At 65.8% G+C, this 21819-nt stretch carries 23 protein-coding genes; 18 read left to right on the forward strand and 5 right to left on the reverse strand.

Annotation, left to right across the window (positions count from 1 at the left end):
* Positions 1 to 11 precede the first annotated feature (11 nt).
* The 12 genes from QEP15_RS14415 to QEP15_RS14470 all read left to right on the forward strand — a co-directional run bounded on the left by QEP15_RS14415 (position 12) and on the right by QEP15_RS14470 (position 13301).
* Positions 12 to 989 (forward strand): LysR family transcriptional regulator, encoded by a 978-nt coding sequence (locus QEP15_RS14415; RefSeq protein ID WP_142054871.1) that lies wholly within the window; start codon positions 12 to 14, stop codon positions 987 to 989.
* A complete protein-coding gene (locus QEP15_RS14420; protein ID WP_280147618.1) occupies positions 986 to 2461 on the forward strand; it encodes a SidA/IucD/PvdA family monooxygenase in 1476 nt (491 codons plus the stop codon). The genes QEP15_RS14415 and QEP15_RS14420 overlap by 4 nt, the downstream gene beginning before the upstream one ends.
* Complete coding sequence (locus QEP15_RS14425; RefSeq protein WP_152384672.1) at positions 2458 to 3432, forward strand: ABC transporter permease; 975 nt, start codon at positions 2458 to 2460, stop codon at positions 3430 to 3432. Before QEP15_RS14420 ends, QEP15_RS14425 begins: the two co-directional genes overlap by 4 nt.
* Complete coding sequence (locus tag QEP15_RS14430; RefSeq protein WP_056319169.1) at positions 3429 to 4346, forward strand: ABC transporter permease; 918 nt, start codon at positions 3429 to 3431, stop codon at positions 4344 to 4346. Before QEP15_RS14425 ends, QEP15_RS14430 begins: the two co-directional genes overlap by 4 nt.
* Positions 4343 to 5356 (forward strand): ABC transporter ATP-binding protein, encoded by a 1014-nt coding sequence (locus QEP15_RS14435; protein ID WP_152384673.1) that lies wholly within the window; start codon positions 4343 to 4345, stop codon positions 5354 to 5356. The genes QEP15_RS14430 and QEP15_RS14435 overlap by 4 nt, the downstream gene beginning before the upstream one ends.
* Positions 5353 to 6378 (forward strand): ABC transporter ATP-binding protein, encoded by a 1026-nt coding sequence (locus QEP15_RS14440; protein WP_175155696.1) that lies wholly within the window; start codon positions 5353 to 5355, stop codon positions 6376 to 6378. Before QEP15_RS14435 ends, QEP15_RS14440 begins: the two co-directional genes overlap by 4 nt.
* 74 nt (positions 6379 to 6452) lie before the next feature.
* Complete coding sequence (locus QEP15_RS14445; protein WP_056319159.1) at positions 6453 to 8024, forward strand: ABC transporter substrate-binding protein; 1572 nt, start codon at positions 6453 to 6455, stop codon at positions 8022 to 8024.
* 3 nt (positions 8025 to 8027) lie between these two features.
* The gene (locus QEP15_RS14450) at positions 8028 to 9377 is read left to right on the forward strand and encodes an acyl-CoA thioester hydrolase/BAAT C-terminal domain-containing protein (protein WP_280147619.1); all 1350 of its coding nucleotides are present in this window, start codon (positions 8028 to 8030) and stop codon (positions 9375 to 9377) included.
* Between the two features lie 24 nt (positions 9378 to 9401).
* Positions 9402 to 10571, forward strand: a complete 1170-nt coding sequence (locus tag QEP15_RS14455) for a CMD domain protein (protein WP_280147620.1) — start codon at positions 9402 to 9404, stop codon at positions 10569 to 10571.
* Positions 10572 to 10760: 189 nt separating this feature from the next.
* Positions 10761 to 11609 carry a class I SAM-dependent methyltransferase gene (locus QEP15_RS14460; protein WP_128828897.1) on the forward strand — a complete coding sequence of 283 codons (849 nt, stop codon included), beginning with the start codon at positions 10761 to 10763 and terminating at the stop codon, positions 11607 to 11609.
* 24 nt (positions 11610 to 11633) lie between these two features.
* A complete protein-coding gene (locus QEP15_RS14465; RefSeq protein ID WP_152384677.1) occupies positions 11634 to 12188 on the forward strand; it encodes an SMI1/KNR4 family protein in 555 nt (184 codons plus the stop codon).
* A gap of 57 nt (positions 12189 to 12245) precedes the next feature.
* Positions 12246 to 13301, forward strand: a complete 1056-nt coding sequence (locus QEP15_RS14470) for an RNA methyltransferase (protein WP_279988905.1) — start codon at positions 12246 to 12248, stop codon at positions 13299 to 13301.
* Positions 13302 to 13322: 21 nt separating this feature from the next.
* Here QEP15_RS14470 and QEP15_RS14475 read toward each other — a convergent pair whose 3' ends face one another.
* Both QEP15_RS14475 and QEP15_RS14480 read right to left on the reverse strand, forming a co-directional pair.
* Positions 13323 to 14114, reverse strand: coding sequence for an IclR family transcriptional regulator (locus QEP15_RS14475; RefSeq protein WP_152384679.1), 792 nt, complete (start codon positions 14112 to 14114; stop codon positions 13323 to 13325).
* Positions 14111 to 14743, reverse strand: a complete 633-nt coding sequence (locus tag QEP15_RS14480) for a flavin reductase family protein (RefSeq protein ID WP_152384680.1) — start codon at positions 14741 to 14743, stop codon at positions 14111 to 14113. Before QEP15_RS14480 ends, QEP15_RS14475 begins: the two co-directional genes overlap by 4 nt.
* Before the next feature lie 242 nt (positions 14744 to 14985).
* On the opposite strand from QEP15_RS14480, the gene QEP15_RS14485 reads away from it, so the two are divergent.
* The 6 genes from QEP15_RS14485 to QEP15_RS14510 all read left to right on the forward strand — a co-directional run bounded on the left by QEP15_RS14485 (position 14986) and on the right by QEP15_RS14510 (position 19781).
* A complete protein-coding gene (locus QEP15_RS14485; RefSeq protein WP_062841059.1) occupies positions 14986 to 15954 on the forward strand; it encodes a Bug family tripartite tricarboxylate transporter substrate binding protein in 969 nt (322 codons plus the stop codon).
* A gap of 121 nt (positions 15955 to 16075) precedes the next feature.
* Positions 16076 to 16456, forward strand: coding sequence for a RidA family protein (locus tag QEP15_RS14490; RefSeq protein ID WP_152384682.1), 381 nt, complete (start codon positions 16076 to 16078; stop codon positions 16454 to 16456).
* Positions 16457 to 16468: 12 nt separating this feature from the next.
* Complete coding sequence (locus QEP15_RS14495) at positions 16469 to 17341, forward strand: amidohydrolase family protein (protein ID WP_279988915.1); 873 nt, start codon at positions 16469 to 16471, stop codon at positions 17339 to 17341.
* The gene (locus QEP15_RS14500; protein ID WP_279988918.1) at positions 17338 to 18204 is read left to right on the forward strand and encodes a fumarylacetoacetate hydrolase family protein; all 867 of its coding nucleotides are present in this window, start codon (positions 17338 to 17340) and stop codon (positions 18202 to 18204) included. Before QEP15_RS14495 ends, QEP15_RS14500 begins: the two co-directional genes overlap by 4 nt.
* Positions 18205 to 18213: 9 nt before the next feature.
* The gene (gene hpaH, locus QEP15_RS14505) at positions 18214 to 18996 is read left to right on the forward strand and encodes a 2-oxo-hept-4-ene-1,7-dioate hydratase (RefSeq protein ID WP_175155703.1); all 783 of its coding nucleotides are present in this window, start codon (positions 18214 to 18216) and stop codon (positions 18994 to 18996) included.
* 8 nt (positions 18997 to 19004) lie between these two features.
* Entirely contained in the window at positions 19005 to 19781 is a 777-nt protein-coding gene (locus tag QEP15_RS14510; RefSeq protein ID WP_280147621.1) for an aldolase/citrate lyase family protein, read from the forward strand.
* Positions 19782 to 19881: 100 nt separating this feature from the next.
* Here QEP15_RS14510 and QEP15_RS14515 read toward each other — a convergent pair whose 3' ends face one another.
* From QEP15_RS14515 to QEP15_RS14525, 3 genes are all read right to left on the reverse strand, one after another.
* On the reverse strand, positions 19882 to 20097 hold the full coding sequence (locus QEP15_RS14515) for a hypothetical protein (protein WP_056319125.1): 216 nt from the start codon (positions 20095 to 20097) through the stop codon (positions 19882 to 19884).
* 160 nt (positions 20098 to 20257) lie between these two features.
* Complete coding sequence (locus tag QEP15_RS14520) at positions 20258 to 20863, reverse strand: hypothetical protein (protein ID WP_280147622.1); 606 nt, start codon at positions 20861 to 20863, stop codon at positions 20258 to 20260.
* A 116-nt stretch (positions 20864 to 20979) separates the two neighbouring features.
* Positions 20980 to 21729, reverse strand: coding sequence for an SDR family oxidoreductase (locus QEP15_RS14525; protein WP_280147623.1), 750 nt, complete (start codon positions 21727 to 21729; stop codon positions 20980 to 20982).
* Positions 21730 to 21819: the final 90 nt, after the last annotated feature.

Below are 21819 nucleotides of genomic sequence, written 5' to 3' on the forward strand. Positions count from 1 at the left end.
AATCAAGACCAATGGAACTTCGTCAACTCGAGGCCTTCGCGGCCGTCATGTCCACCGGCAGCGTCACCGCGGCCGGACGGCTGCTGGGACGCTCGCAGCCTGCGATCAGCCGGTTGCTGCAGGAATTGGAGGCCGAAATCGGCTATCCCCTGTTCAACCGCAGCGGTCCCCGCGTGACGCCCACCGAACAGGGCTTCCTGCTTTACGACGATGTTGAACGCGCGTTGTCCAGCCTGCAGCAGATCCGCAGCCGGGCCGACGAAATTGCGCGCGGTCAGGCGCAGCCGCTGTTGATGGCGGCCACTTCCGCCCTTGCCGCTGGCCTGGTGCCGGCCGCCCTCAAACGCATCGAAGACCGGCTTGGACCCGCCCGCGTGCAGTTGCGCAGCGCCTCGCCCGAGCGCGTGGTGCACGCCGTGCTGTCGGGCGCCGCGCAGTTGGGCGCGACCAGCCTGCCGCTGGAGCACCGCGGCCTGACCGTGCACTGGATCGCACAGGCGCCTTGCGTGGCGGCATTGCCCGAAGACGATCCCGCCGCGCGCCACGCCGTGGTGCCGGTATCGGCGCTGGCCGGACGCCGCCTCATCACCATGGCCAACCCCTATCGCCTGCGCCGCCGGCTGGACGCGGCCCTCGCGCACAACGTGCAGGCGCTGGGCACCATCGAAACCAATTCGTCCGTCAACGCCCTGGCCGCGGTCCGCGCGGGCCTGGGCGTATCGGTGCTGGAACCCGTGACCGCCTATGGTTCGCCGATGGCGGGCGTGGCAATCCGTCCCATCGATCTGGACATCCCTTTCTTCTTTGGGGTCATCACCCCGCAGTCGCAAACGCTGTCGCCCGCCTGCCAGGCGATGGCCGACGCGTTGGCCGAAGCCGCCGCAGACCTGCTGCCCGGCTTTGTGCTGCACGACGCGTCCGAGCATTCGGCGCTGCTGCAGTCGATCTACGGCGATGACGCCCCTGTCATGGAAACACCCGCATCATGAATCTGCCCACCGCCACCCCGCCGCAAGGCCTGCCCGCCCTGGAGGCGCGCCTTCGGCAAGACCTCTCCTGGCTGGAAATTCCCGCCAAGAACTGGGTGACGCCCCGGCTGGTCGACGGCCAGCAGGTGCTGGATGTGGCGATCATCGGCGGCGGCATGGCCGGCTTGGCCGCAGCAGCGTCTCTGAAGCACCTGGGCATCGATGCGCCGATCTTCGATCAGGCGCCCGAAGGCTACGAAGGCCCGTGGGCCACGACGGCCCGCATGGAAACGCTGCGCTCGCCCAAGCAACTGACCGGTCCCGCGCTGGGCCTGCCCGCGCTGACCTTCCGCGCCTGGTTCGAGGCGCAATTCGGCCAGGAGGCCTGGGAAGCGCTGGACAAGATTCCCCGCCTGCAATGGATGGACTATCTGCGCTGGTACCGCCGCGTGCTGAACCTGGACGTGCGCAACGAACACCGCATCCTGTCCGTGCAGCCGCGCGCCGATCAGCTGGTTGCGCTGGACATCCAGTCGCCCGCCGGACGCACGACCGTCCTGGCTCGCCGCGTCGTGCTGGCCACCGGCCGCGACGGCCTGGGCGGCGCGTACGTGCCCGACTTTGCAAAGAAGCTGCCGCGCGACCGCTGGGCCCATTCGTCCGACGTGATGGACTACAACACCCTGGCCGGCAAGCGCGTTGGCGTCGTGGGCGCGGGCGCGTCCGCCATGGACAGCGCGGCGACCGCGCTGGAAGCCGGCGCCGCCAGCGTCGATCTGCTGATCCGCCGCCATGACATCCCGCGCATCAACAAGGGCAAGGGCGCGGGCAACCCGGGCCTGACCCACGGCCACCTGACGCTGCCGGACGAATGGAAGTGGAAGATCCGCCACTACATCAACGCCGCGCAAGTGCCGCCCCCGCGCGGCAGCACGCTGCGCGTGTCGCGCCATCCCAATGCGTTCTTCAACCTGGGCTGTGGCGTGCTGGACCTGGCCCTGGTCGATGACGAGATCCATGTCACCACGCCCAAGGGCGTGTTCAAGCTGGACTTCCTGATCTTCTCCACGGGCTTTCGCATCGATTGGACCGTGCGGCCGGAGTTCGCGCCGCTGGCGCCTCACGTGCGCGCCTGGGGCGACCGCTACACGCCGCCGCCCGGCGAGGAAGACCAGGAACTGCATGACTCGCCCGATCTGGGACCGGTGTTTGAACTGCAGGAGAAAGTCCCCGGCGCCTGCCCGGGCCTGGACCGCGTGCACTGTTTTTCGTACCCCGCCGCGCTGACGCACGGCACGATCTCGGGCGACATCCCCGCCATCAGCGAAGGCGCCAAGCGCCTGGCGCAAGGCATCGCCGGCCTGTTCTACCGCGAAGACGTGGTGACGCACTACGCCAACATGGAAGCGTTCTCGGAGCCCGAAGTGTTCGGTGACGAGTGGACGCCGGCCGCCGCACCGGCCACGGCTTCGCAGGCGGAGACCGCGCAATGACCGCATGGCTGCTACGCCGCGTGGCGCAGGCTGCGGTGGTCGTGTTCCTGATGACGCTGATCGTCTTCGTGGGCCTGCACGCCATCGGCAACCCCGTGGACATCCTGATCGGCCAGGACGTGGACCAGGTGGACCGCGCGCGCATCATCGCCGAACTGGGGCTGGACAAGCCGCTTTGGCAGCAATACCTGGCCTTTCTGAACGGCGCGCTGCACGGCAACCTGGGCAACAGCTTCGTCTACAACATTCCGGCGATCGAACTGGTGATCCAGCGCCTGCCGGCCACGCTTGAACTGGCCATCACCGCCCTGTCCTTCGCCGTCATCATCGGCCTGCCGCTGGGCCTGTTTGCCGGTCTGTATCCGGACAGCCGCGCGGCCAAGATGATCATGGCGGGCAGCATCGTCGGCTTCTCGTTGCCTACCTTCTGGGTGGCGCTGATGCTCATCATGGCGTTCAGCGTGTCGCTGGGCTGGCTGCCCGCCAGCGGCCGCGGCCAGACGGTGGAGTTCCTGGGCTTTCAGTGGTCGTGGCTCACGGCAGACGGTTGGCGCCACCTGATCCTGCCGGCGTTCAACCTGTCGCTCTTCAAGATATCCCTGGTGATCCGCCTGACCCGCGCCGGCGTGCGCGACGTGATGCCGCTGGACTTCGTGAAGTTCGCGCGCGCCAAGGGCCTGTCGCCGTTTCGCGTGGTCTGTGTGCACGTGCTGCGCAACACCATGATTCCGCTGGTGACGGTGCTGGGCCTGGAGCTGGGCTCGACCATCGCATTTGCCGTCATCACCGAAAGCATCTTTGCGTGGCCCGGCGCCGGCAAGCTGATCCTGGACAGCCTGAACGCGCTGGACCGCCCCGTGATCGTGGCCTATCTGATCGTGGTGGTGTGCCTGTTCGTGACGCTGAACCTGATCGTCGACATTCTGTACAAAGTGCTGGACCCCCGGGTGCGGCTGGAGGCCACGGCATGAGTTCCGTATCCCAAACCGCGCAGGCGCCCGCCCTGCGCCGCGAGTCGCCGTGGCGCCGCAACCTTGCCGAGTTCATGTCGTCCAAGACGGCCGTGCTGGGCCTGGTTGTCGCCACTCTGCTGATCCTGGCCGCCGTGCTGGCGCCGTGGATCTCGCCGCAGAATCCCTATGACCTGCTGCAGATCGACGTACTGGATTCGCGCCTGCCGCCGGGTTCCATGAATGGCCTGGACACGTTCCACTACTGGCTGGGCACCGACGGCCAGGGCCGTGACCTGCTGTCGGGCATCCTGTATGGCCTGCGCATCAGCCTGATGGTGGGCGTGGGCTCGGCGCTGATCGCCGGCATCATCGGCACGCTGCTGGGCCTGTTGGCCGCCTACGCCGGCGGCAAGGTCGACGCCTTCATCATGCGTCTCGTGGACCTGATCCTGTCCTTCCCGTCGATCCTGGTCGCGATGATGATCCTGGCTTATCTGGGCAAGGGCGTGGGCAACGTGGTGCTGACGCTGGTGATCCTGGAATGGGCCTACTATGCCCGCACCGCGCGCGGCCAGGCCCTGGTCGAGCGCCGCCGCGAGTACGTGGAAGCCGCCCGCTGCCTGGACATTCCCAACTGGCGGATCATGTTGAAGCACATCCTGCCCAACTGCCTGCCGCCGCTGATCGTCATCGGCACGCTGCAGATTGCGCGCGCCATCACGCTGGAAGCCACGCTGAGCTTCCTGGGACTGGGCGTGCCCGTGACCGAACCGTCGCTGGGCCTGCTGATTTCCAACGGCTTCCAATACATGCTGTCCGGCGAATACTGGATCAGCTTCTACCCCGGCATCGCGCTGCTCATCACCATCGTGGCGATCAACCTGGTTGGCGACCGCCTGCGCGACGTGCTGAACCCGAGGACCCACAAATGACCGACCGCTCTGCCTCGGCTGGCGCGCCGGCCACGCTTGAAGTGCGCAACCTGCGCACGCACTTCCACACCCGCGCGGGCGTGCTGCCCGCCGTGGACGACGTCTCCTTCACCTTGCCACGCGGCAAGATCCTGGGTCTGGTCGGCGAATCCGGCTCGGGCAAGTCCGTGACGGGCTTTTCCATCATGGGTCTGGTCGACGCGCCGGGCCGCATCGTGGGCGGCCAGGTCCTGTTCCAGGGCCGCGACCTGACCACGCTGCCCCCGCGCGAACTGCGCCGCCTGCAGGGCAACCGCATCGCCATGATCTTTCAGGATCCGATGATGACGCTGAACCCCGTGCTGCGGGTGGACGTGCAGATGATCGAGACGGTGCGCGCGCATAACAAGATGAGCAGCGCCCAAGCCCGCATCCTGGCGCGCGACACGCTGGGCATGATGGGCATCCCCAGCCCCGAGGAACGCTTGCTCGCCTATCCGCACCAGCTGTCGGGCGGCATGCGCCAGCGCGTGGCGATTGCCATTGCCATGCTGCACCGGCCGGACCTCATCATTGCCGACGAACCGACCACCGCGCTGGACGTCACCATCCAGGCGCAGATCCTGTCCGAAGTGCAGAAGCTGGCCCAGCAGCACGGCACCAGCCTTATCTGGATCACCCACGACCTGTCGGTGGTGGCGGGCCTTGCCGACGAAGTGGCCGTCATGTATGCCGGGCGCATCGTCGAACACGGCAAGGTCGACGACGTGCTGGACCGTCCGCAGCACCCCTACACCGTGGGCCTGATCGACAGCCTGCCCAGCAACAATGCGCGCGGCCAGCGCCTGCGCCAGATTCCCGGCATGACGCCGAACCTGCTGCACCTGCCGGCCGGCTGTGCCTTCGCAGCGCGCTGCGCGCGCGCCACCGCCGCCTGCGGCCAGCAACCCGGCATCACCGAAGCCTTACCCCAACACAACGTGCGCTGCTTTCATCCTTCCATCCAGATCCACCGCGAGGTGGCGGCATGAGCGCCACCTCCACCGCCAACGCCCCCACGCCACTGATCGACCTGCGTCAGGTCAGCAAGCGCTTTGGCGAACGCAAGGTCGGCGCCGCCGGCCGCGCCATGCAGTCGCTTGGCCTGTCCAAGCCGCCCGCCATCACGCGCGCCGTGGACCACGTCGATCTGATCGTGAATCCCGGCGAGGTCGTCGGCCTGGTCGGTGAATCCGGCTGCGGCAAGTCCACGCTGGGCCGCATCGCGGCGGGGCTGCTCACGCCCTCGGGCGGCGAGGTCCGCATCAATGGCGTGCGCCCTGCGGACATGAATGCGGCCGAGGCCCACGCCGCGCGCCTGAAGGTGCAGATGATCTTCCAGGATCCCTACGCCAGTCTCAACCCGCGCCTGCGCGTGGACGAGATCGTGGGCGAGGCCGCCCGCATCCACGGCCTGGTCGGCAACGGCGACTTCGACGACTACGTCAGCGCGCAATTGGAACGCGCGGGCCTGGATCCGTCGCTGCGCCAGCGCTACCCGCACCAGTTCAGCGGCGGCCAGCGCCAGCGCATCGGCATCGCCCGCGCGCTGGCGGTGCAGCCGTCGATGCTGGTCTGCGACGAAGCCGTGGCCGCGCTGGACGTCTCGATCCAGGCGCAGATCCTGAACCTGTTCATGGACCTGCGCGAAGAGCTGAACCTGACGTACCTTTTCATCAGCCATGACCTGGGGGTGGTCGAACACCTGTCCGATCGCGTGGTCATCATGTACCTGGGCCGAGTCGTGGAAACGGCGACGGTGGAAGAAGTCTTCCGCCGTCCCAACCACCCTTACACGCAAGCCCTGCTGGCCGAAATCCCCAGCCTGAAATCGCGCCACAAGATCTTCACCGCGATCAAGGGCGAGATTCCCAGCCCGCTCAATCCGCCCACCGGCTGCCATTTCCATCCGCGATGTCCGCACGCGATGCCGCGCTGCAAGACCGAGGTTCCCACGTTGAAGGGAATCGCCATCAACCACCTGAGCGCCTGTCACCTGAACGACATGGCCTGACGATCACTGGCCGCGGCACGACCGCCGCGGCCGCTGGACCCACACCGTTCCCCCTTCACCAAGGATCCCGGACAATGAAACGCCTGATTCTCTCGACCCTCACCGCCGCCATCCTGGGCGCCTCGGCCGCCGCCTCCGCGGACAACCTGTCGATCGGCTTTGCCGACCCGCTGTCGTCGCTGGACCCGCAGCTGAACAACCACGCCGGCGACCGTTCGGTGGCCCTGCACTTCTGGGATCTCCTGATCGAGAACAAGTGGAACAAGCTGCAGCCGGGCCTGGCCGTGAGCTGGAAGCCGCTGGACAACACCACCTGGGAATTCAAGCTGCGTGAAGGCGTCAAGTGGCAGGACGGCACGCCGTTCACCGCCGACGACCTGATCTACTCCTACACCCGCGCCCGCGGCGTGCCGGGCAGCGTCGCCACCTACGCCGGTTACCTGCGCACCATCGACACGATGACCGCCAAGGATCCGCTGACCCTCATCATCAAGACCAAGGCCCCCAACCCCGACCTGCCGCTGAACCTGGCGTCCATCCACGTCGTCAGCAAGCACGTCGGCGAAAAGTCTTCGACCGAAGACTACAACTCGGGCAAGGCCATGGTCGGCACCGGCCCGTACAAGTTCGTCTCCTACACGCCCGGCGACCGCGTCCTGATGGAACGCAACGACGCCTACTGGGGTGACAAGCAGATCTGGGAGAAGGTCAACTACCGCTACATCAACAACGCCGCCGCCCGCACCGCCGCGCTCTTGGCCGGCGACGTGGACGTGATCGACAAGGTGTCGGTGTCCGATCTGGCCAAGCTGGAGAAGGCCGCCAACATCTCGGTCTACCCGTACGACGGCCTGCGCGTCATGCTGCTGCAACCCAGCTTCAACCCCGCGCCCAACCAGTACATCACCGACAACAACGGCAAGCCGCTGGACAAGAACCCGCTCCTGGACGTGCGCGTGCGCCAGGCGCTGAACCTGGCCATCAACCGCAAGGCCATCGCCGACCGCATCCTGCAAGGCGCCGCCACCGAAGCCAACCAGTGGATGCCCAAGGGCACCTTCGGCTACAACCCCGAGATCAAGGACATCCCCAACGACGTCGCGCAAGCCAAGAAGCTGCTGGCCGAAGCGGGCTTTCCCGACGGCTTCAAGCTGACCATGCACGTGCCCAACGACCGCTACCCGCAAGGCCCGGAAACGGCCCAGGCGGTGGCGCAGTTCTGGACCCGCGTTGGCGTGAAGACCCAGGTGGAAGTCGTGCCGTGGGCCGTGTACTCGGGCCGCGCCAACAAGAACGAATTCGCCGTCAGCATGCTGGCATGGGGCAACGGCACGGGCGAAGCCAGCTACGCGCTGGTCAACATCCTGGCCACCGTCGACGCCAAAAAGGGCCTGGGCGCCTCCAACTGGGGCCACTACACGAACCCCAAGGTCGACACCGCGCTGGAGCAATCCACCTCGGAATTCGACGTGGCCAAGCGTGAAGCCATCCTGCGCGACTCCGTCAAGCTCGTCTCCGACGACGTCGGCATCATTCCGCTGTTCCACTACAAGAACATCTGGGCCACCAAGAAGGGTCTGAAGGTTACCCCGATGACCAGCGACCGCACGGCCGCCATGATGGTCACCAAGGTCTCGGACAAGTAAGCCATGGCGCCGACCCTGCACATCAGCCCCGCGGACGCCCTCATCGACGTCCCGCGCCAGATCCGCGTCGAACACGTCGCGCCCGGCGCCACCGTCGAGATCACCGCCCTCACCCGCCGCAACGGCGTGCTCTGGCAAGCCCAGGCCGCCTACACGGCAGGCGAGGACGGCGCCGTCGACCTGACCCGCGACGCCCCCGTCGCGGGTGACTACACCGGCCTGGCCCCGATGGGGCTGATCTGGGCGCAGTCTCCCGATGACGGCAAGAGCCGCGAGCACTTCAACCAGCCGGTGACCGATGCCCTCGTCACCGAAGTGGTGGTCCGCGTCGAAGGCGCCGAGGCGCGCGGCAGCTTCACGCAGCGCCTGGCGGCTGACGGCGTCACGCGTGTCGAGGTCCGCGAGGAAGGCCTGGTCGGCACCCTGTACCTGCCCGCGGGCAGCGCCCCGGGATCGCATCCCGCCGTCATGATCCTGAACGGGTCCGGCGGCGGCATCAACGAACCGCGCGCCGCCCTGTACGCCTCGCGCGGCTACGCCGCCTTCGCGCTGGCGTACTTCAAGGCGCCCGGCCTGTCGGACTACATTTCCAACACCCCGCTGGAGTACTTCCAGACGGGCCTGCGCTGGTTGCGCAAGAAGGTCCAGCCCCTGCACGACTTCGTCGCCATCAGCGGCCAGTCGCGCGGCGGCGAACTGGTGCTGCTGCTGGGCGCCACCTTCCCGAAGGAAGTGTCGGCCGTCGTCGCCTACGTGCCCGGCGCCGTCGTGCACAGCGGCCAGAACGCCTGCGACCCCAAGATCGGCCGCGAAGGCCCGACCTGGCTGCTGGGCGGCAAGCCCATCCCCCACGTCTGGGAGAACAACCGCACAGCCACCTGGGCCCCGTTCGATGAAGGCCCCGCGCCCCATCGCCACGAGAAAGCCATTTTGACGGCCTTGCAGGACCCGGACGCCGTGGCGCGTGCACGCATCCGCGTGGAAGACATCGAAGGCCCGGTCATGCTGCTGTCCGGCACCGACGACGGCTCGTGGCCGTCCAGCCTGTACTCGAAGATGGTGCAGGACAAGCTGACCGACGTGCGGCACCCGTACCCGGTCCAGTGGCTGGACTACGAGAACGGCGGCCACTCGATCCTGTTCCCCTACGTGCCCACCACCCAGCTTGTGTATGCCCACCCCGTGTCGGGCAAGATCAGCACCAGCGGCGGCAACCCCAAGGACAACGCCCGCGCCGACCAGGAATCCTGGGAAGGCGTGAAGACGTTCCTGGACGCGGCGGTAAAGGCCAAGGGCGCGGCGGCTGGCAAGCCGGCAGCGACCGCGAACGATGCCTCGGGCAACGTCCGCTGAACGAAACTTTAGGAGACCTCCTCAATGGCACAACAACCGATCGTCTACGACATCAGCAAAGACATCGTCGACCAGCTCGTGGGCCTGGCGCCCGGCACCCAGACTTTTGACGTGCGCCACAAGCGCGACAAGGTCGCCGCCGCCACGCAAGGCAGCTACGACGCCCTCTTCGACCCCGCCCTGCCCGGCCTGCCGCTGGCCGACCGCCTGCTGGTCGCGCTGTACGCCACGCGCATCACGCCGTCGCCGCTGTTGGCCGCGCACTATCGCGCCCGTGCCGTCGAGGCCCGCGTGCCGGCCGCGGACATCGCCGTCGCCGAATCCGGCAAGCCGGCCGATGCCGCCGACCCGCGCCTGGCCGCCATCCTGGAATTCACGCGCAAGCTGATCGAAAAGCCGGTCGAAGGCGACGAAGCCGCGTTGAAGACGCTGCCGGCTGCGGGGGTTTCCACCCCGGCCGTCGTCACGCTGTCGCAGCTGATCGCCTTCCTGTCGTATCAGACGCGCCTGGTGGCCGGATTGGTCGCGATGAAAGCGGCTGAAGGGCTTGAGGCGGGTGCTGGCGCCGCGGATGCCACGTCCGTCATCAACCCCGGCAACACCGAACCCGGCGCCGTCATCAAGGCCCATGGCTTCACCAACGAAGTCCTGGAATGGAAGGCGTGGCTGGACGTCGTCAACGTCGACACCGCCACCCCCGAACAGATCGCCGTCCTGGAAGAAAGTCACCCCAAGGCCAAGGCCTCGGACTATTACCTGTTCCTGGTCCACCAGCCCGAAATCCTGCGCCAACGCTCCACGGCCTTCAACGCCATCATGTACGCGCCGGGCGGCCTGTCGCGCGCCGAGCGCGAACTGGGCGCCACCGTGGTGTCGCGCGTGAACGGCTGCGTGTACTGCGCGTCGGTGCACGCGCAGCGGTTCGAGCAACTGGCCAAGCGCAATGACGTGATTGGGCAGGTGTTTGAGAATCCGGTCACGGCTGGCACGACCAAGCGTGAACAGGCGATCGGCAAGTTCTCGATCCAGATTACCGAGGCGCAGGCCGACGTCAACGCGGCCAGCATCCAGGCGCTGAAGGATGTGGGTCTGAATGACGGGGAGATCCTGGATCTGCTGCATTCGGACGCGATCTTTGCGTGGGCGAACCGGTTGATGCTGAATTTGGGTGAGCCAGTCCTTGTGACGGTCTGACGGGCAGCTCTACATTCAGCCGGTGTCTGACACCCGCATACGCTCGCTTGGGTTCCCTTGCCTGCTCATATGGGTGTCAGACACGCGGAAGGATCGGCTGGTGTCAGACACGCGGAAGGATCGGCTTGTTACACTGTCCTTCCCGCACATACACGCGCCCCGCCCCAGCGGGGCGCTTTGCCTTTCCCCATGTCCGAAAAAACCCACGACATCCGCCCCGGCCAGTCGATCGAACTGCTCAAGGCCCTGCACATCCTGACCCGCGACGGCAAGATGAACCAGGACAGCCGCCGCAAGTTGAAGCAGGTCTATCACCTGTTCCAGTTCATCGAGCCGCTGCTCAAGGATGTCCAAGACCAACGCGGCGCCGTCACCCTGGCCGACCACGGCGCGGGCAAGTCGTATCTGGGCTTCATTTTGTATGACCTGTTTTTCAAGGATCAGCCCGAGGCGCTGAAAAACGGCTCCCACATCTACGGCATCGAAACCCGCGAAGAACTGGTGAAGTCGTCGGAAGATCTTGCCAAGCGGCTGGGCTTTGGCGGCATGTCGTTCCTGAATCTGTCGGTGGCGGAGTCGATCACTTCGGACAAACTGCCCGCTTCGATAGACGTGGTGACCGCCCTGCACGCCTGCAATACGGCAACCGACGACGCGATTCACTTTGCGTTGGAGAAGAAGGCCAAATACATCGTGGTCGTGCCGTGCTGCCAGGCCGAGGTGGCTTCGGTGCTGCGCAAGAACAAAGCGAAGGCGCTGGCGGATCCGTTGGCTGAGATCTGGCGGCATCCGCTGCATACGCGGGAGTTTGGCAGCCAGATTACGAATGTGCTGCGATGCCTGCAGCTTGAGGCGCACGGATATCAGGTCAGCGTGACCGAACTGGTCGGCTGGGAGCATTCGATGAAGAATGAGCTGATCATCGCGCAATATAAAAACCTGCCGACGCGCAAGCCCGCGCAGCGTTTGACCGAGATGTTGGAGCGGATTGGGCTGCAGGAATTGAAGGATCGGTTTTTCTTGCCGCAAGCTGCGTAATACTGAAAAGGACCGCCTGCGGCGATGGATTTTTCCCATTATCTTGATCGGATTCGTGCGGTGTGCGACGCACATGGCCACGCGCTACACCTCAACCCGGGTGCGACGGAATCGAGGCTTGAAGCAGTCGAGGCGGAACTTGGTTTCCCCATCTCCGCGGACGCCAGGCAGGCTTGGCTTCTGGCCAATGGGGCCGAGCGCGATGTGCCGGTATTCATGCGGCCGGGCTATCTGACGGCCTATGATTTTCTGCCGCTGGAAAAGGCGATTGCGGGACGAGCACGGATGGCGGACCGCGCGCCGCGATATGCCGGATATATGGAGCCAGAACCGCGCGATGCGCGCATCAGGGACGGCTGGTTTCACCCGGGCTGGCTCCCCTTCGCCAGCTTTGGCGGCGCAACGATGCTGCTGATGGTCGACCACTCCCCAAGCGAATCCGGCACACCGGGGCAGATCATCGCATTCACCCACGACCCGGATCAGATCACGTGGGTGGCGCCAAGCTTCACCGCGCTACTGACGGGATCAATCGCTGAGATCGAAGCCGACCCCGAGGAATTTCTGGGGGATTTTTAAGGCTGGGGATCAGACGCCCCCAGCCCATTCCCACGACCGAAGTAAAATCCGCTCCCCATGCGCTTCTCTGACTTCGACCAACGCCTCGCCGCCCTCGGCGCGCTGCCCGTTCACCGCGGGCGGGTCATGCGCGTCTGGCTGCAAGGACAAGCACTCGACACCGGCACGCGGCGCCGTAGCGCGGAGCATTTTCTGCCCCTCGCGGTTCGCGACGCCGTGCCCGCCTTGACGGCGGAACTTGACGGCCTTGCCCGCATCCGCTCCGAACACGCTGGCAGCGACGGTTCGCGCTTGCTTGTCGAACTGGCCGACGGGCAGATGGTGGAAAGCGTGCTGTTGCCGCGCGACGGACTGTGCGTGTCCACCCAGGTCGGTTGTGCGGTCGGCTGCCGCTTCTGCATGACCGGCAAGAGCGGCTTGATTCGTCAGGTCACCGGCATGGAAATCCTTGCCCAGGTCGTGCTGGCGCGGCGTCAGCGTGCGGTGAAGAAAGTCGTCTTCATGGGCATGGGTGAACCGGCGCACAACCTCGACAACGTGCTCGAAGCCATCGACCTGCTCGGCACCGAAGGCAATATCGGGCACAAGAATCTCGTGTTCTCCACCGTGGGAGACCAGCGCGTGTTCGACGCGCTGCCGCGGCAACGCGTCAAGCCTGCACTGGCGCTGTCGCTACACACGACCAAAGCCGAGTTGCGAGAGCATCTGCTGCCACGCGCGCCCAAAATTTCGCCAGAAGCACTGATCGAACTTGGCGAGCGATATGCTCGCGACACCGACTATCCGATCCAGTATCAATGGACGCTGCTCAAAGGCGTCAACGACGGCGACGACGAACTCGATGCGGTCGCGGATTTGCTCAAGGGCAAGTTCGGCGTGCTCAACGTCATTCCGTTCAATAGCCTTGAAGGCGATACCTACCAGCGCCCCGATGCCGCGCGCACCCGCGAAATCGTCCGCTATCTGCACAGCCGTGGCGTGCTGACCAAAGTCAGGAATAGCGCGGGGCAGGATGTGGACGGCGGCTGTGGCCAGCTGCGCGCGCGCGCCGTAGGCGCCGAGCAAGTGGTCGAGCTGCGCCGCACGCGCACAGCCAGACCGGCAGCCGCCTAGTCTGCCTTGCGGGCGGGCCCGTCACGCCCGAGCCGAGACCTGTCCCCACCTTGCCGCAATCCCGGCCACCGCCTGTCTCATCCGGTCCACGACCTCCCCGAATCTCCCGGCCCCCAACCGTTCCGCCATCGCCGTCACCGTAATCGCCCCCAGCGCTTCCCCTGTAGCCGACATGATCGGCACGGCCACCGCACTGGTCCCCGGCATCAGGCCCACGGGCGCATGTGCCAAACCCTCGCGGCGGGCTGCATCGACCCGCGCGATCACGTCCTCTACCCGCTCGCCCAACACCTCCAACCGCGCCGCATTACTGCGCACCAGCCGCGTGCTGTCGTCTGCGTCCAGGCTGGCCAACAACGCCACCCCGGAGACCCCGACCCCAAGCGGTCGTCGAACGCCCACCTCGATCGACAACACCTGTATCGGATGCCTTCCCGTGCGGCGCCCAATGCAGATCGAGTCATGCCCATGCCGGATGCTAAGAAACACGGTATCCCCGACTTGATCCGCAAGCTCCGTCATATAGGGATCGGCCAGCGTCAACAACGGGAACCGCCGCGTTCGCGCCAGCCCGAGCAAAGTGATTTCCTGGCCGATCAAATACCGGCGCGTCTCCGGGTCCTGTTCTACCGCCTCTTCCTGCACCAAGGTCTTGAGCAGCCGATGCACGGTCGGCCGGTTCAGGCCGGACATGCGCTCCAGGTCCACCAAGCGCACTCCCCGTTCCTGCCCGCACGCGATCAATCGCAGCAAAGCCAATGCGCGCCGGACGGTCTGGGCGCCGGCCGCGCTTTTATCCTCGGAGCCGCTCATGCGGCCTCCGGTTTCATGACGGACTTTGCCGTTTGGACGATGCCCCGCTTGGTGATGATTTCGCCCAGCGATGCATAGTTTGGCCCGCCGATGCGGCAGATGGGGCGCAGCATTGCGGTGTCGATCTTGCCGTCTTGCATCAGGCCCTCGCGGATGTGGAACATCACGACTTCACCCACAAAGAATTCGGCGCCGGTGTTGCCAAACGGCGTGACGCTGTGCAGCCGGCATTCCAGACTGATGGGCGCGGCGGCCAGGCGGGGGGTGGCGACCACCACGCCGGGGATGACGGGCAGGCCCAGCAAATCGGCTTCGCTGACTTCAGGCGGATGTTCCTGAGCGCTTTCGTGCAACGGGTCCAGCAGGGTTTCGTCGGCAATGTTTACGACGAAATGGCCGTTTTCCATGATGTTGCGGCCGGTGTCTTTGCGCTGGCCGGCCTTTCTGCCGATGTTCACACCAATCATGGGCGGCTGGTTGGACACGAAGGTGTAGCAACTGAAGGGGGCCAGGTTGACGACACCGTGGGCGTTGACGCTGCTGATCCAGGCGATCGGCCGGGGCACGATGATGCCGCTCATCAGGCGGTAGGTCTGCTCGGGGTTCAGGTCACTGGCGGGAAAGTGCATGGTCGTCTCGCTCCGTAGTCCGGATATTGAACATCAGTTTAAGGGCGCGTCCATGCGGACTTCGTGCGCCGAGCGTCATTTTCCCGTGAAGCAGGGGCCGATCGAAAGGAGCGCCTAACCCAGCGTTCCAAAAGAGTCCAATATCCGGACCTTTTTGAAAAATTGCCGTTGTTCAGCGCGGCGCAAATTCCTAGAGTGTCAACAAACAAACAAAACGCGATGACACGCACAGGAGACTCACCATGAACCGCACCGCGCTCCGCGCCTGCGCCACAGTGGCGCTGACCGTCCTTACCTCGATGGCGCACGCCGCCTGGCCCGACAAACCCGTGAAGATCGTTGTGCCCTACCCGCCCGGCGGGAATGTGGACGTGGCGGCGCGGCTGATCGCGCCGGGGTTGCAGGCGGCGCTGGGACAGCCGTTCATCGTGGAGAACAAACCGGGCGCGGGCGGCATGATTGCCGGCGAGCAGGTGGCGCGGTCGGAACCGGATGGCTACACGCTGTTCATGGCGGCCAACGGTCCCCTGCTGTTTTCGCCGCTGATCTTCAAGCGCGACGCCTACAAATGGGACCGGGACTTTGCGCCGATCAGTTCGGTGTCCTATACGCCACTGGTGTTGCAGGTGCGGCCGGAGCTCAAGGCCAAGAATCTGGAAGAGCTGCTGGCGCTGGCCAAGAAGGAGCCGGGCAAGCTGAACATGGCATCGCCCGGCGCGGGGACGACGAATCACCTGGTGAGCGAACTGCTGCAGTCGCTGACCGGGGCGCGCTGGACGACGGCGCAATACAAGGGCAATGCACCCGCGACGACGGATCTGCTGGGCGGCCAGGTGGATTTCAATTTCGACCAGATTTCGGTGGCGTTGCCTTACGTCAAGGAAGGCCGGCTGCGCGCGCTGGCCGTAACCACGGCCAAGCGCGTGCCATCGATGCCGGACGTGCCAACGTTTGCGGAAGCCGGCGTGCCGGGCATGGAAGCGGCGACGTTCACTGGATTGTTGGCCCCGAAGGGCACGCCGCCCGAGGTGCTGAACAAGCTGAGCGAGGCGCTGACCAAGATCCTGGCGCAGCCGACGATCATCCAGCGCTTTGACGATCTGGGCGCACAAGCGCGCGGCAGCTCTCCGGAGGAATTCACGCGCTATCTGGCCGCGGAAGATGCGCGCTGGACGCCGATCATCAAGCGTGCCGGCATCACGGCGAACTGAGCGGCCGCCTGAGCCGACAACTGACCCGAAAACTGAGCAGCCAGCCCGGCAGCCCACTGAACCCCGGGGCGCGGCAACGCCGCCCCCCTTCCCCGACACTTCGACTGAGACGGAAAACGCCATGAGCAGACGCAGCATCTATGCCGAAGGCTTCAGCCACAAGAACCCCATTCCCGCCGCCTGCCGGATCGGGCCCATGCTGTATTCGGGCAGCATCCAGGGCACGGACCCCGCGACGGGCGCCTACGGCGACTCGCTGGAACGCCAATGCGAGCTGATGTTCGACCACGTGCGCCGCATCGTGCAGGCGGGCGGCGGCTCGCTGGATCACATCGCCAAGATGACGGTGTGGATGCGCGACCGCAGCCAGCGCGCGGCGCTCAATGCCGTGTGGTTGCAAGCCTTTCCGGATGCGCAGAATCGTCCGGCGCGTCACACCATGCAGGCGGACCTGGATGGCGACAAGCTCATCGAGTGCGACTTCGTGGCCGTGATCGAATAAAGGAGCCGGACGATGCCGCAATATCAAGCCTTCAATCCCAACCCGACCGCGCCGGCCTATCGCCTGCCGCCCGGATCGTGCGATAGCCAATTCCACGTGTTCGGCCCCGCCGACCGCTACCCGGTGCGTCCGGGCGCGGCCTATGAGATGCCTAGTGCGACCATCGAGACGGCGCTGGGCCTGCACCGGCTGCTGGGTATCCAGCGCGGCGTGATCGTGCAAGCCACCACGTACGGCGCCGATCATCAGGTGGTGCTGGACGGACTGGCCGCAGCTGGCCCGTCGTATCGCGGCTGCGCGAATGCCGTGGTGCTGGCCGAATGCGACGACGCCTATATCCAGAAGCTGCACGACGCCGGTGTGCGCGGCGCGCGGTTCACGCGCCAGGGGCTGGGCATCAGCATGGCGCCCGCGGTCTTCGACCGCGCCATCGCCCGCATCCGCGAGCTGGGCTGGTATGCCAAGTTCCAGCCGGAACCCGACGGCATGATGGCGCAGGCAGCACAGTTCGAGAACCTGGACATCCCTGTGCTGCTGGACCACATGGGCCGGGCGGACCCGGGCGCGGGCGCCGCCGACCCAACGCGACGCTTGCTGGAGTCGCTGCTCTCGCGCGGCAACTTCTGGGTGATGCTGTCGCTGACGGAGAAGATCTCGCGCACGGGCGAGCCCTGGGACGATGTGCTCCCGCTGGCCCAGGCGCTGATCGCCGCAAACCCGGACCGCGTGGTGTGGGGCAGCGACTGGCCGCATCCGGTGTCGGTGAAAGCCACGCCCAACGAAGGCCGACTGCTCGATCAGTTGGCGCGCTATGCCGGCGATCAGGACACGCTCAAGAAGATCCTGGTCGACAACCCCGCGCACCTTTTTGGATTCGACGAATGAAACTGCTCAGTTTTATGCATGACGGCCAGGCGCGCTTTGGCGCGCTGCGCGACCAGGACGAGATCGTAGCGCTGGACGGCCACGGCCACGACAGCTTGAGGGCCTCGCTGGAACCCGGCGATCTGCCCGCGCTGGCGCGCCTGGCCGAGTCGCTGCCCGCGACGCACCGGCTGGATCAGGTGCGGCTGCTGCCGCCCATCCCCACCCCCGAGAAGATCATCTGCGTGGGCGTGAACTACGGCAAGCGCAACGAGGAATACCAGGACGGCAGCGCGCCGCCGGCCTATCCCAGCGTTTTCCCACGCTTTCCGGGATCTTTCGTGGGACATGGTGAACCCTTGCTGCGTCCGCCGGAGTCCGAACAACTGGACTACGAGGGCGAGATCGCCATCGTAATCGGCAAGGCCGGCCGCCGCATTGCCGCGGCAGACGCCTGGCGCCATGTCGCGGGTCTGACGTGCTTGAACGAAGGCACGGTGCGCGACTGGCTCAAGCACGGCAAGTTCAATGTGACCCAAGGCAAGAACTTCGACGCCAGCGGTTCGATGGGACCGTGGCTGGTAACCGCGGATGAATTCGATCCGGCCGCGCCGCTCACGGTCAGCACGCGCGTGAACGGCGAACTGCGACAGCAGGACACCACCGAGAACCTGATGTTCCCGTTCGCCGAGCTGATCCGCTACATCTCCATCTGGACCACGCTCAAGCCAGGGGACGTGATCTCAACCGGCACGCCGATTGGCGCGGGCGTGCGCTTCACGCCGCCGCGCTTCCTGAAACCCGGCGACGTGGTCGAGGTGGAAGTCGCCGGCATCGGCGTCCTGTCCAATCCCGTGGCCGATGAACCGGCCGTGTCCGCATAAGGAGCCGACATGCTGAATGAAAAAGACCGCGACCGCGCCGCGAGCCTGCTGCTGGAAGCAGAGCGCAGCGGCGTGCCCACCACGCAACTGGACCAGGTCTTTCCGGACATCGAGATCGCGGACGCCTACGCGATTCAGAAGCGGATCATCGACGACAAGCTGGCTGCGGGCGCCAAACTGCGCGGCCACAAAATCGGCCTCACGTCCAAGGCGATGCAGAGCACCGTCGGCATTGACGAACCGGATTACGGACATCTGCTGGACACGATGTTCTATCAGGACGGCGAGACGATCCCGACCGACAAGCTCATCGTGCCGCGCGTCGAGGTGGAACTGGCGTTCGTACTGGGCAAGCCGCTGCGCGGGCCGGACGTAAGCCTGTTTGACGTACTGGATGCCACGGATTACGTGGTGCCGGCGCTGGAGCTGATCGACGGACGGAGCAAGTATCCGCGCCGCATCGTCGACAACATTGCCGACAACGCCGCATGCGCCGGCATCGTGTTGGGCGGCCGGCCCGTGCGTCCGATGGACGTGGATCTGCGTTGGGTGGGCGCCCTGCTCTTGAAGAACGGCGTGATCGAGGAATCGGGCGTATCCGCCGCGGTCCTGGGGCATCCGGCGCTGGGGATTGCGTGGCTGGCCAACAAGCTGGCCCAGCACGACACGGGCCTGGCTGCAGGGCAAATCGTGCTGGCGGGGTCGTTCACCCGCACGGTCGCGGTCAAGCGGGGCGACACGCTGCATGCCGACTACGGCAAGCTCGGCAGCATTTCGGTGCACTTTTCCTAGGACAAGACGTGGAACTTCCGATCAATACGTTCAAGCGCGCGCTGCGCGAGCAGCGTCACCAGACGGGACTTTGGGTCACGCTTGCCCATCCGAACAGCACCGAGCTGGTGGCGGCCAGCGGCTTCGATTGGCTGCTGCTGGACACCGAGCACACGCCGGCGCTGTTGCCCACCGTCATGGGGCAACTGCAGGCCGCGGCCGCCTATGGCAGCCATCCGGTCGTGCGCCCGTCGTGGAACGACAAGGTGCAGATCAAGCAATACCTGGACATTGGCGCGCAGACGCTCTTGCTGCCCTATGTGCAAAACGCAGCCGAGGCCGAAAGTGCCGTGGCCGGCATGCGCTATGCGCCACGCGGCGTGCGCGGCGTAAGCGGCACCATGCGCGCCACGCGCTACGGACGGGTGCCCGACTACATGCGCCGCTGCGAGGAAGAGCTTTGCCTCCTGGTTCAGGCCGAGACCGGCGAAGCGCTGGAGAATCTTGACGCCATCATTGCGGTGGACGGCGTGGACGGCGTGTTCATCGGGCCAGCCGACCTGGCGGCCAGCCTGGGATATCCCGGCGAGCCGCAGCATCCCAACTTGGTGGCGGCCGTCGAACAAGCCATTCGCCGGGTGCGCGCGGCGGGCAAGGCGCCGGGCGTGCTGACCACGGATGAAACGTTGGCACGGCGCTACATGGCTGCAGGAAGCCTGTATACGGCGGTGGGCGTGGACGCGGCGATCCTGGCGCGCCACTGCGATCAACTGGCGGCGCGGTTCGCGGCCACCGCGCCTGAATAGGGTCGTTTCAATTTCGCGGGCCTCTGGCGTGCCGCGCGCACGCCAGCCGCCTACCCATCAAGCGCCTGCCAATCAATCGCTTCCAATCAATCGCTTCCAATCAATCGCCCGAGCTTCGGCGCAGCCGGTCCGTCGACTCCTTGTTCAAGCGCTTCGCTTCGTCTTCCGCGTAGCCTTCCTCGCCTGACTCGTACTGACCTTCATACATGCAGCTGCTGCGCAGCATGCCGCACTCGCCGACGACCGAGGAGCAGCCTGCATTCAACGCCGCGAGAAACAACAAGACACTGCAACGGCCTAACGTTTGAATCGACATATCGCTCCTTGAGAATGGGTCTGTAGCGCCGGGGTCTGTAGTGCCGGTTGGTCCGGCACAGCAATGCCATTCAGCATGGACGAAGACGCCAGGGTCCGCAACACGTTGCGTATCGAATTGTCTCTGGCCGCAGGCCGGTGAACCACGCGCCGATTCGCCATCAAAGATGCCGGTGACTGCAGCCCATCACTTGCCCTGTCAGCTCGCCAATCAACCGCGCCAGGCCTTGCGCGCTTTCCCGGTCCAGCCCTTCACAGCGCACCATTCGAAACCCCATCGCCAGGCTGTAGTGCCAGTCCAGCTCAAGAATGCGGTAGCTGCGTCCGCGCTGTTCGCAGTGCCATTGCGCGGCCGGGTTCTCGTAGGCTTGGCCGATGAAGTCCACATGCGCGTCGGCCGGCATGGGAGAGGCGGGTTCGTTCGATCCCGGGGTGCTGGGTGCGCATAGATTCTCGCCGACCATGACGCGCGGGTTCGCGCCGTCAAACGCCAGCAGCAGGAGCGGGAAGCTCCGGGGATCGGCGTCGTAATCGTCCCTGACCGCGGCGCTGAGGTAGGGCCGGGCCGCCGGACCCAGACAGTATTGGACGCTATGCCAAGCCGCGTCGGCTTCGTCAAAGCTGTCGCGGCTGGCGCTGTAGGGAATGTTGTCGCCTTGCGGGGGCAGGACGTAACCGCCTTCCAGCAGCCGCGCTTGCAGGGCGGGCCAGTCGGGCGGCGCCAGATGGAAATCGCGGGGGAAGATGAATTGATGGTGTTCAGACATGACCGGTCATCCAGGCGCTGGGAGGGATGGCGCGAAACCGGATGAGGACCGATTCACGCCAAAGCGACGAAGCCGCAGTATTACAGAAACTACCCGGCGCCACGGCGTGTTCGTCATCATTTCACCGCCGCGTTTCCTCCGTCGGCAAACAGCGCGGAGCCGGTGACGAAGCTTGCCATCGGGCTGGCCAGGAACAAGGCGGCCGACGCAATTTCTTCTGGCCGCGCAATCCGCTTCATGGCGTGCAATCCTGCGGCCCACTCCTTCTGCGCGGCGTCTCCGGCCATCGCCGTGTCCACACCGCCCGGCATCAGCGCATTTGCCCGGATGCCTTGGCCGCCGTAGTCCGCGGCGATGCCCTTGACCAGCCCCATCAGCCCCGCCTTGGCCGCGCCGTAGGCCGCCATGCCGGGCAATCCGACGCTGGTGCCCACGAAGCTGGACGTGAAGATGATGGCGCCACCGCCTCGGGCCAGCATGGCCGGGATCTGATGGGCGCTGCCAAGGAAGGCAGCGGTGAGATTCACGTCGATCGTGGCTTGCCAATCGGCAAAGCTGATGTCGGCCAGCGGGCCGATCGGGCCCGTGGCGCCGGCGTTGTTGAAGGCGATGTCCAGGCCGCCGAAAGCGTCATTTGCCTCGGCAATCAATCGCGCGTGCGTGTCAGGCTGGCTGGCGTCGCCCGCGACGGTACGCACCCGCCCGCCCCGGTCGCGGATGCTGGCGGCCACGGCGTCCAGGGCCGCCGCGCCTCGGGCATTGAGCACGACGTCGGCGCCTTCGGCACTGAATAGCAATGCGGCGGCGCGTCCGATGCCGGACGATGCGCCGGTGATGAGGGCGACTTTTCCTTGCAAGAGGGGCATGATGTTTGTCCTGGGTGAATAGCGTGCCGCCATTGTCGGAACCGCGCGGCGCAGCGGCTATCCGGTTCTTGCGCTCTCCTCTATGCAGGT

This window comes from Achromobacter mucicolens (assembly GCF_029866465.1).
Lineage (GTDB): Bacteria > Pseudomonadota > Gammaproteobacteria > Burkholderiales > Burkholderiaceae_B > Achromobacter > Achromobacter mucicolens.

What these genes read in the sequence shown, in the direction of transcription:
- QEP15_RS14485 (WP_062841059.1), top strand. Translation starts at nt 14,986, where the DNA reads ATGAACCGCACCGCGCTCCGCGCCTGCGCCACAGTGGCGCTGACCGTC.
- QEP15_RS14460 (WP_128828897.1), top strand. Translation starts at nt 10,761, where the DNA reads ATGTCCGAAAAAACCCACGACATCCGCCCCGGCCAGTCGATCGAACTG.
- hpaH (WP_175155703.1), top strand. Translation starts at nt 18,214, where the DNA reads ATGCTGAATGAAAAAGACCGCGACCGCGCCGCGAGCCTGCTGCTGGAA.
- QEP15_RS14440 (WP_175155696.1), top strand. Translation starts at nt 5,353, where the DNA reads ATGAGCGCCACCTCCACCGCCAACGCCCCCACGCCACTGATCGACCTG.
- QEP15_RS14470 (WP_279988905.1), top strand. Translation starts at nt 12,246, where the DNA reads ATGCGCTTCTCTGACTTCGACCAACGCCTCGCCGCCCTCGGCGCGCTG.
- QEP15_RS14515 (WP_056319125.1), bottom strand. Translation starts at nt 20,097, where the DNA reads ATGTCGATTCAAACGTTAGGCCGTTGCAGTGTCTTGTTGTTTCTCGCG.
- QEP15_RS14475 (WP_152384679.1), bottom strand. Translation starts at nt 14,114, where the DNA reads ATGAGCGGCTCCGAGGATAAAAGCGCGGCCGGCGCCCAGACCGTCCGG.
- QEP15_RS14465 (WP_152384677.1), top strand. Translation starts at nt 11,634, where the DNA reads ATGGATTTTTCCCATTATCTTGATCGGATTCGTGCGGTGTGCGACGCA.
- QEP15_RS14490 (WP_152384682.1), top strand. Translation starts at nt 16,076, where the DNA reads ATGAGCAGACGCAGCATCTATGCCGAAGGCTTCAGCCACAAGAACCCC.
- QEP15_RS14450 (WP_280147619.1), top strand. Translation starts at nt 8,028, where the DNA reads ATGGCGCCGACCCTGCACATCAGCCCCGCGGACGCCCTCATCGACGTC.
- QEP15_RS14455 (WP_280147620.1), top strand. Translation starts at nt 9,402, where the DNA reads ATGGCACAACAACCGATCGTCTACGACATCAGCAAAGACATCGTCGAC.
- QEP15_RS14425 (WP_152384672.1), top strand. Translation starts at nt 2,458, where the DNA reads ATGACCGCATGGCTGCTACGCCGCGTGGCGCAGGCTGCGGTGGTCGTG.
- QEP15_RS14415 (WP_142054871.1), top strand. Translation starts at nt 12, where the DNA reads ATGGAACTTCGTCAACTCGAGGCCTTCGCGGCCGTCATGTCCACCGGC.
- QEP15_RS14435 (WP_152384673.1), top strand. Translation starts at nt 4,343, where the DNA reads ATGACCGACCGCTCTGCCTCGGCTGGCGCGCCGGCCACGCTTGAAGTG.
- QEP15_RS14520 (WP_280147622.1), bottom strand. Translation starts at nt 20,863, where the DNA reads ATGTCTGAACACCATCAATTCATCTTCCCCCGCGATTTCCATCTGGCG.
- QEP15_RS14525 (WP_280147623.1), bottom strand. Translation starts at nt 21,729, where the DNA reads ATGCCCCTCTTGCAAGGAAAAGTCGCCCTCATCACCGGCGCATCGTCC.
- QEP15_RS14495 (WP_279988915.1), top strand. Translation starts at nt 16,469, where the DNA reads ATGCCGCAATATCAAGCCTTCAATCCCAACCCGACCGCGCCGGCCTAT.
- QEP15_RS14430 (WP_056319169.1), top strand. Translation starts at nt 3,429, where the DNA reads ATGAGTTCCGTATCCCAAACCGCGCAGGCGCCCGCCCTGCGCCGCGAG.
- QEP15_RS14445 (WP_056319159.1), top strand. Translation starts at nt 6,453, where the DNA reads ATGAAACGCCTGATTCTCTCGACCCTCACCGCCGCCATCCTGGGCGCC.
- QEP15_RS14420 (WP_280147618.1), top strand. Translation starts at nt 986, where the DNA reads ATGAATCTGCCCACCGCCACCCCGCCGCAAGGCCTGCCCGCCCTGGAG.
- QEP15_RS14480 (WP_152384680.1), bottom strand. Translation starts at nt 14,743, where the DNA reads ATGCACTTTCCCGCCAGTGACCTGAACCCCGAGCAGACCTACCGCCTG.
- QEP15_RS14500 (WP_279988918.1), top strand. Translation starts at nt 17,338, where the DNA reads ATGAAACTGCTCAGTTTTATGCATGACGGCCAGGCGCGCTTTGGCGCG.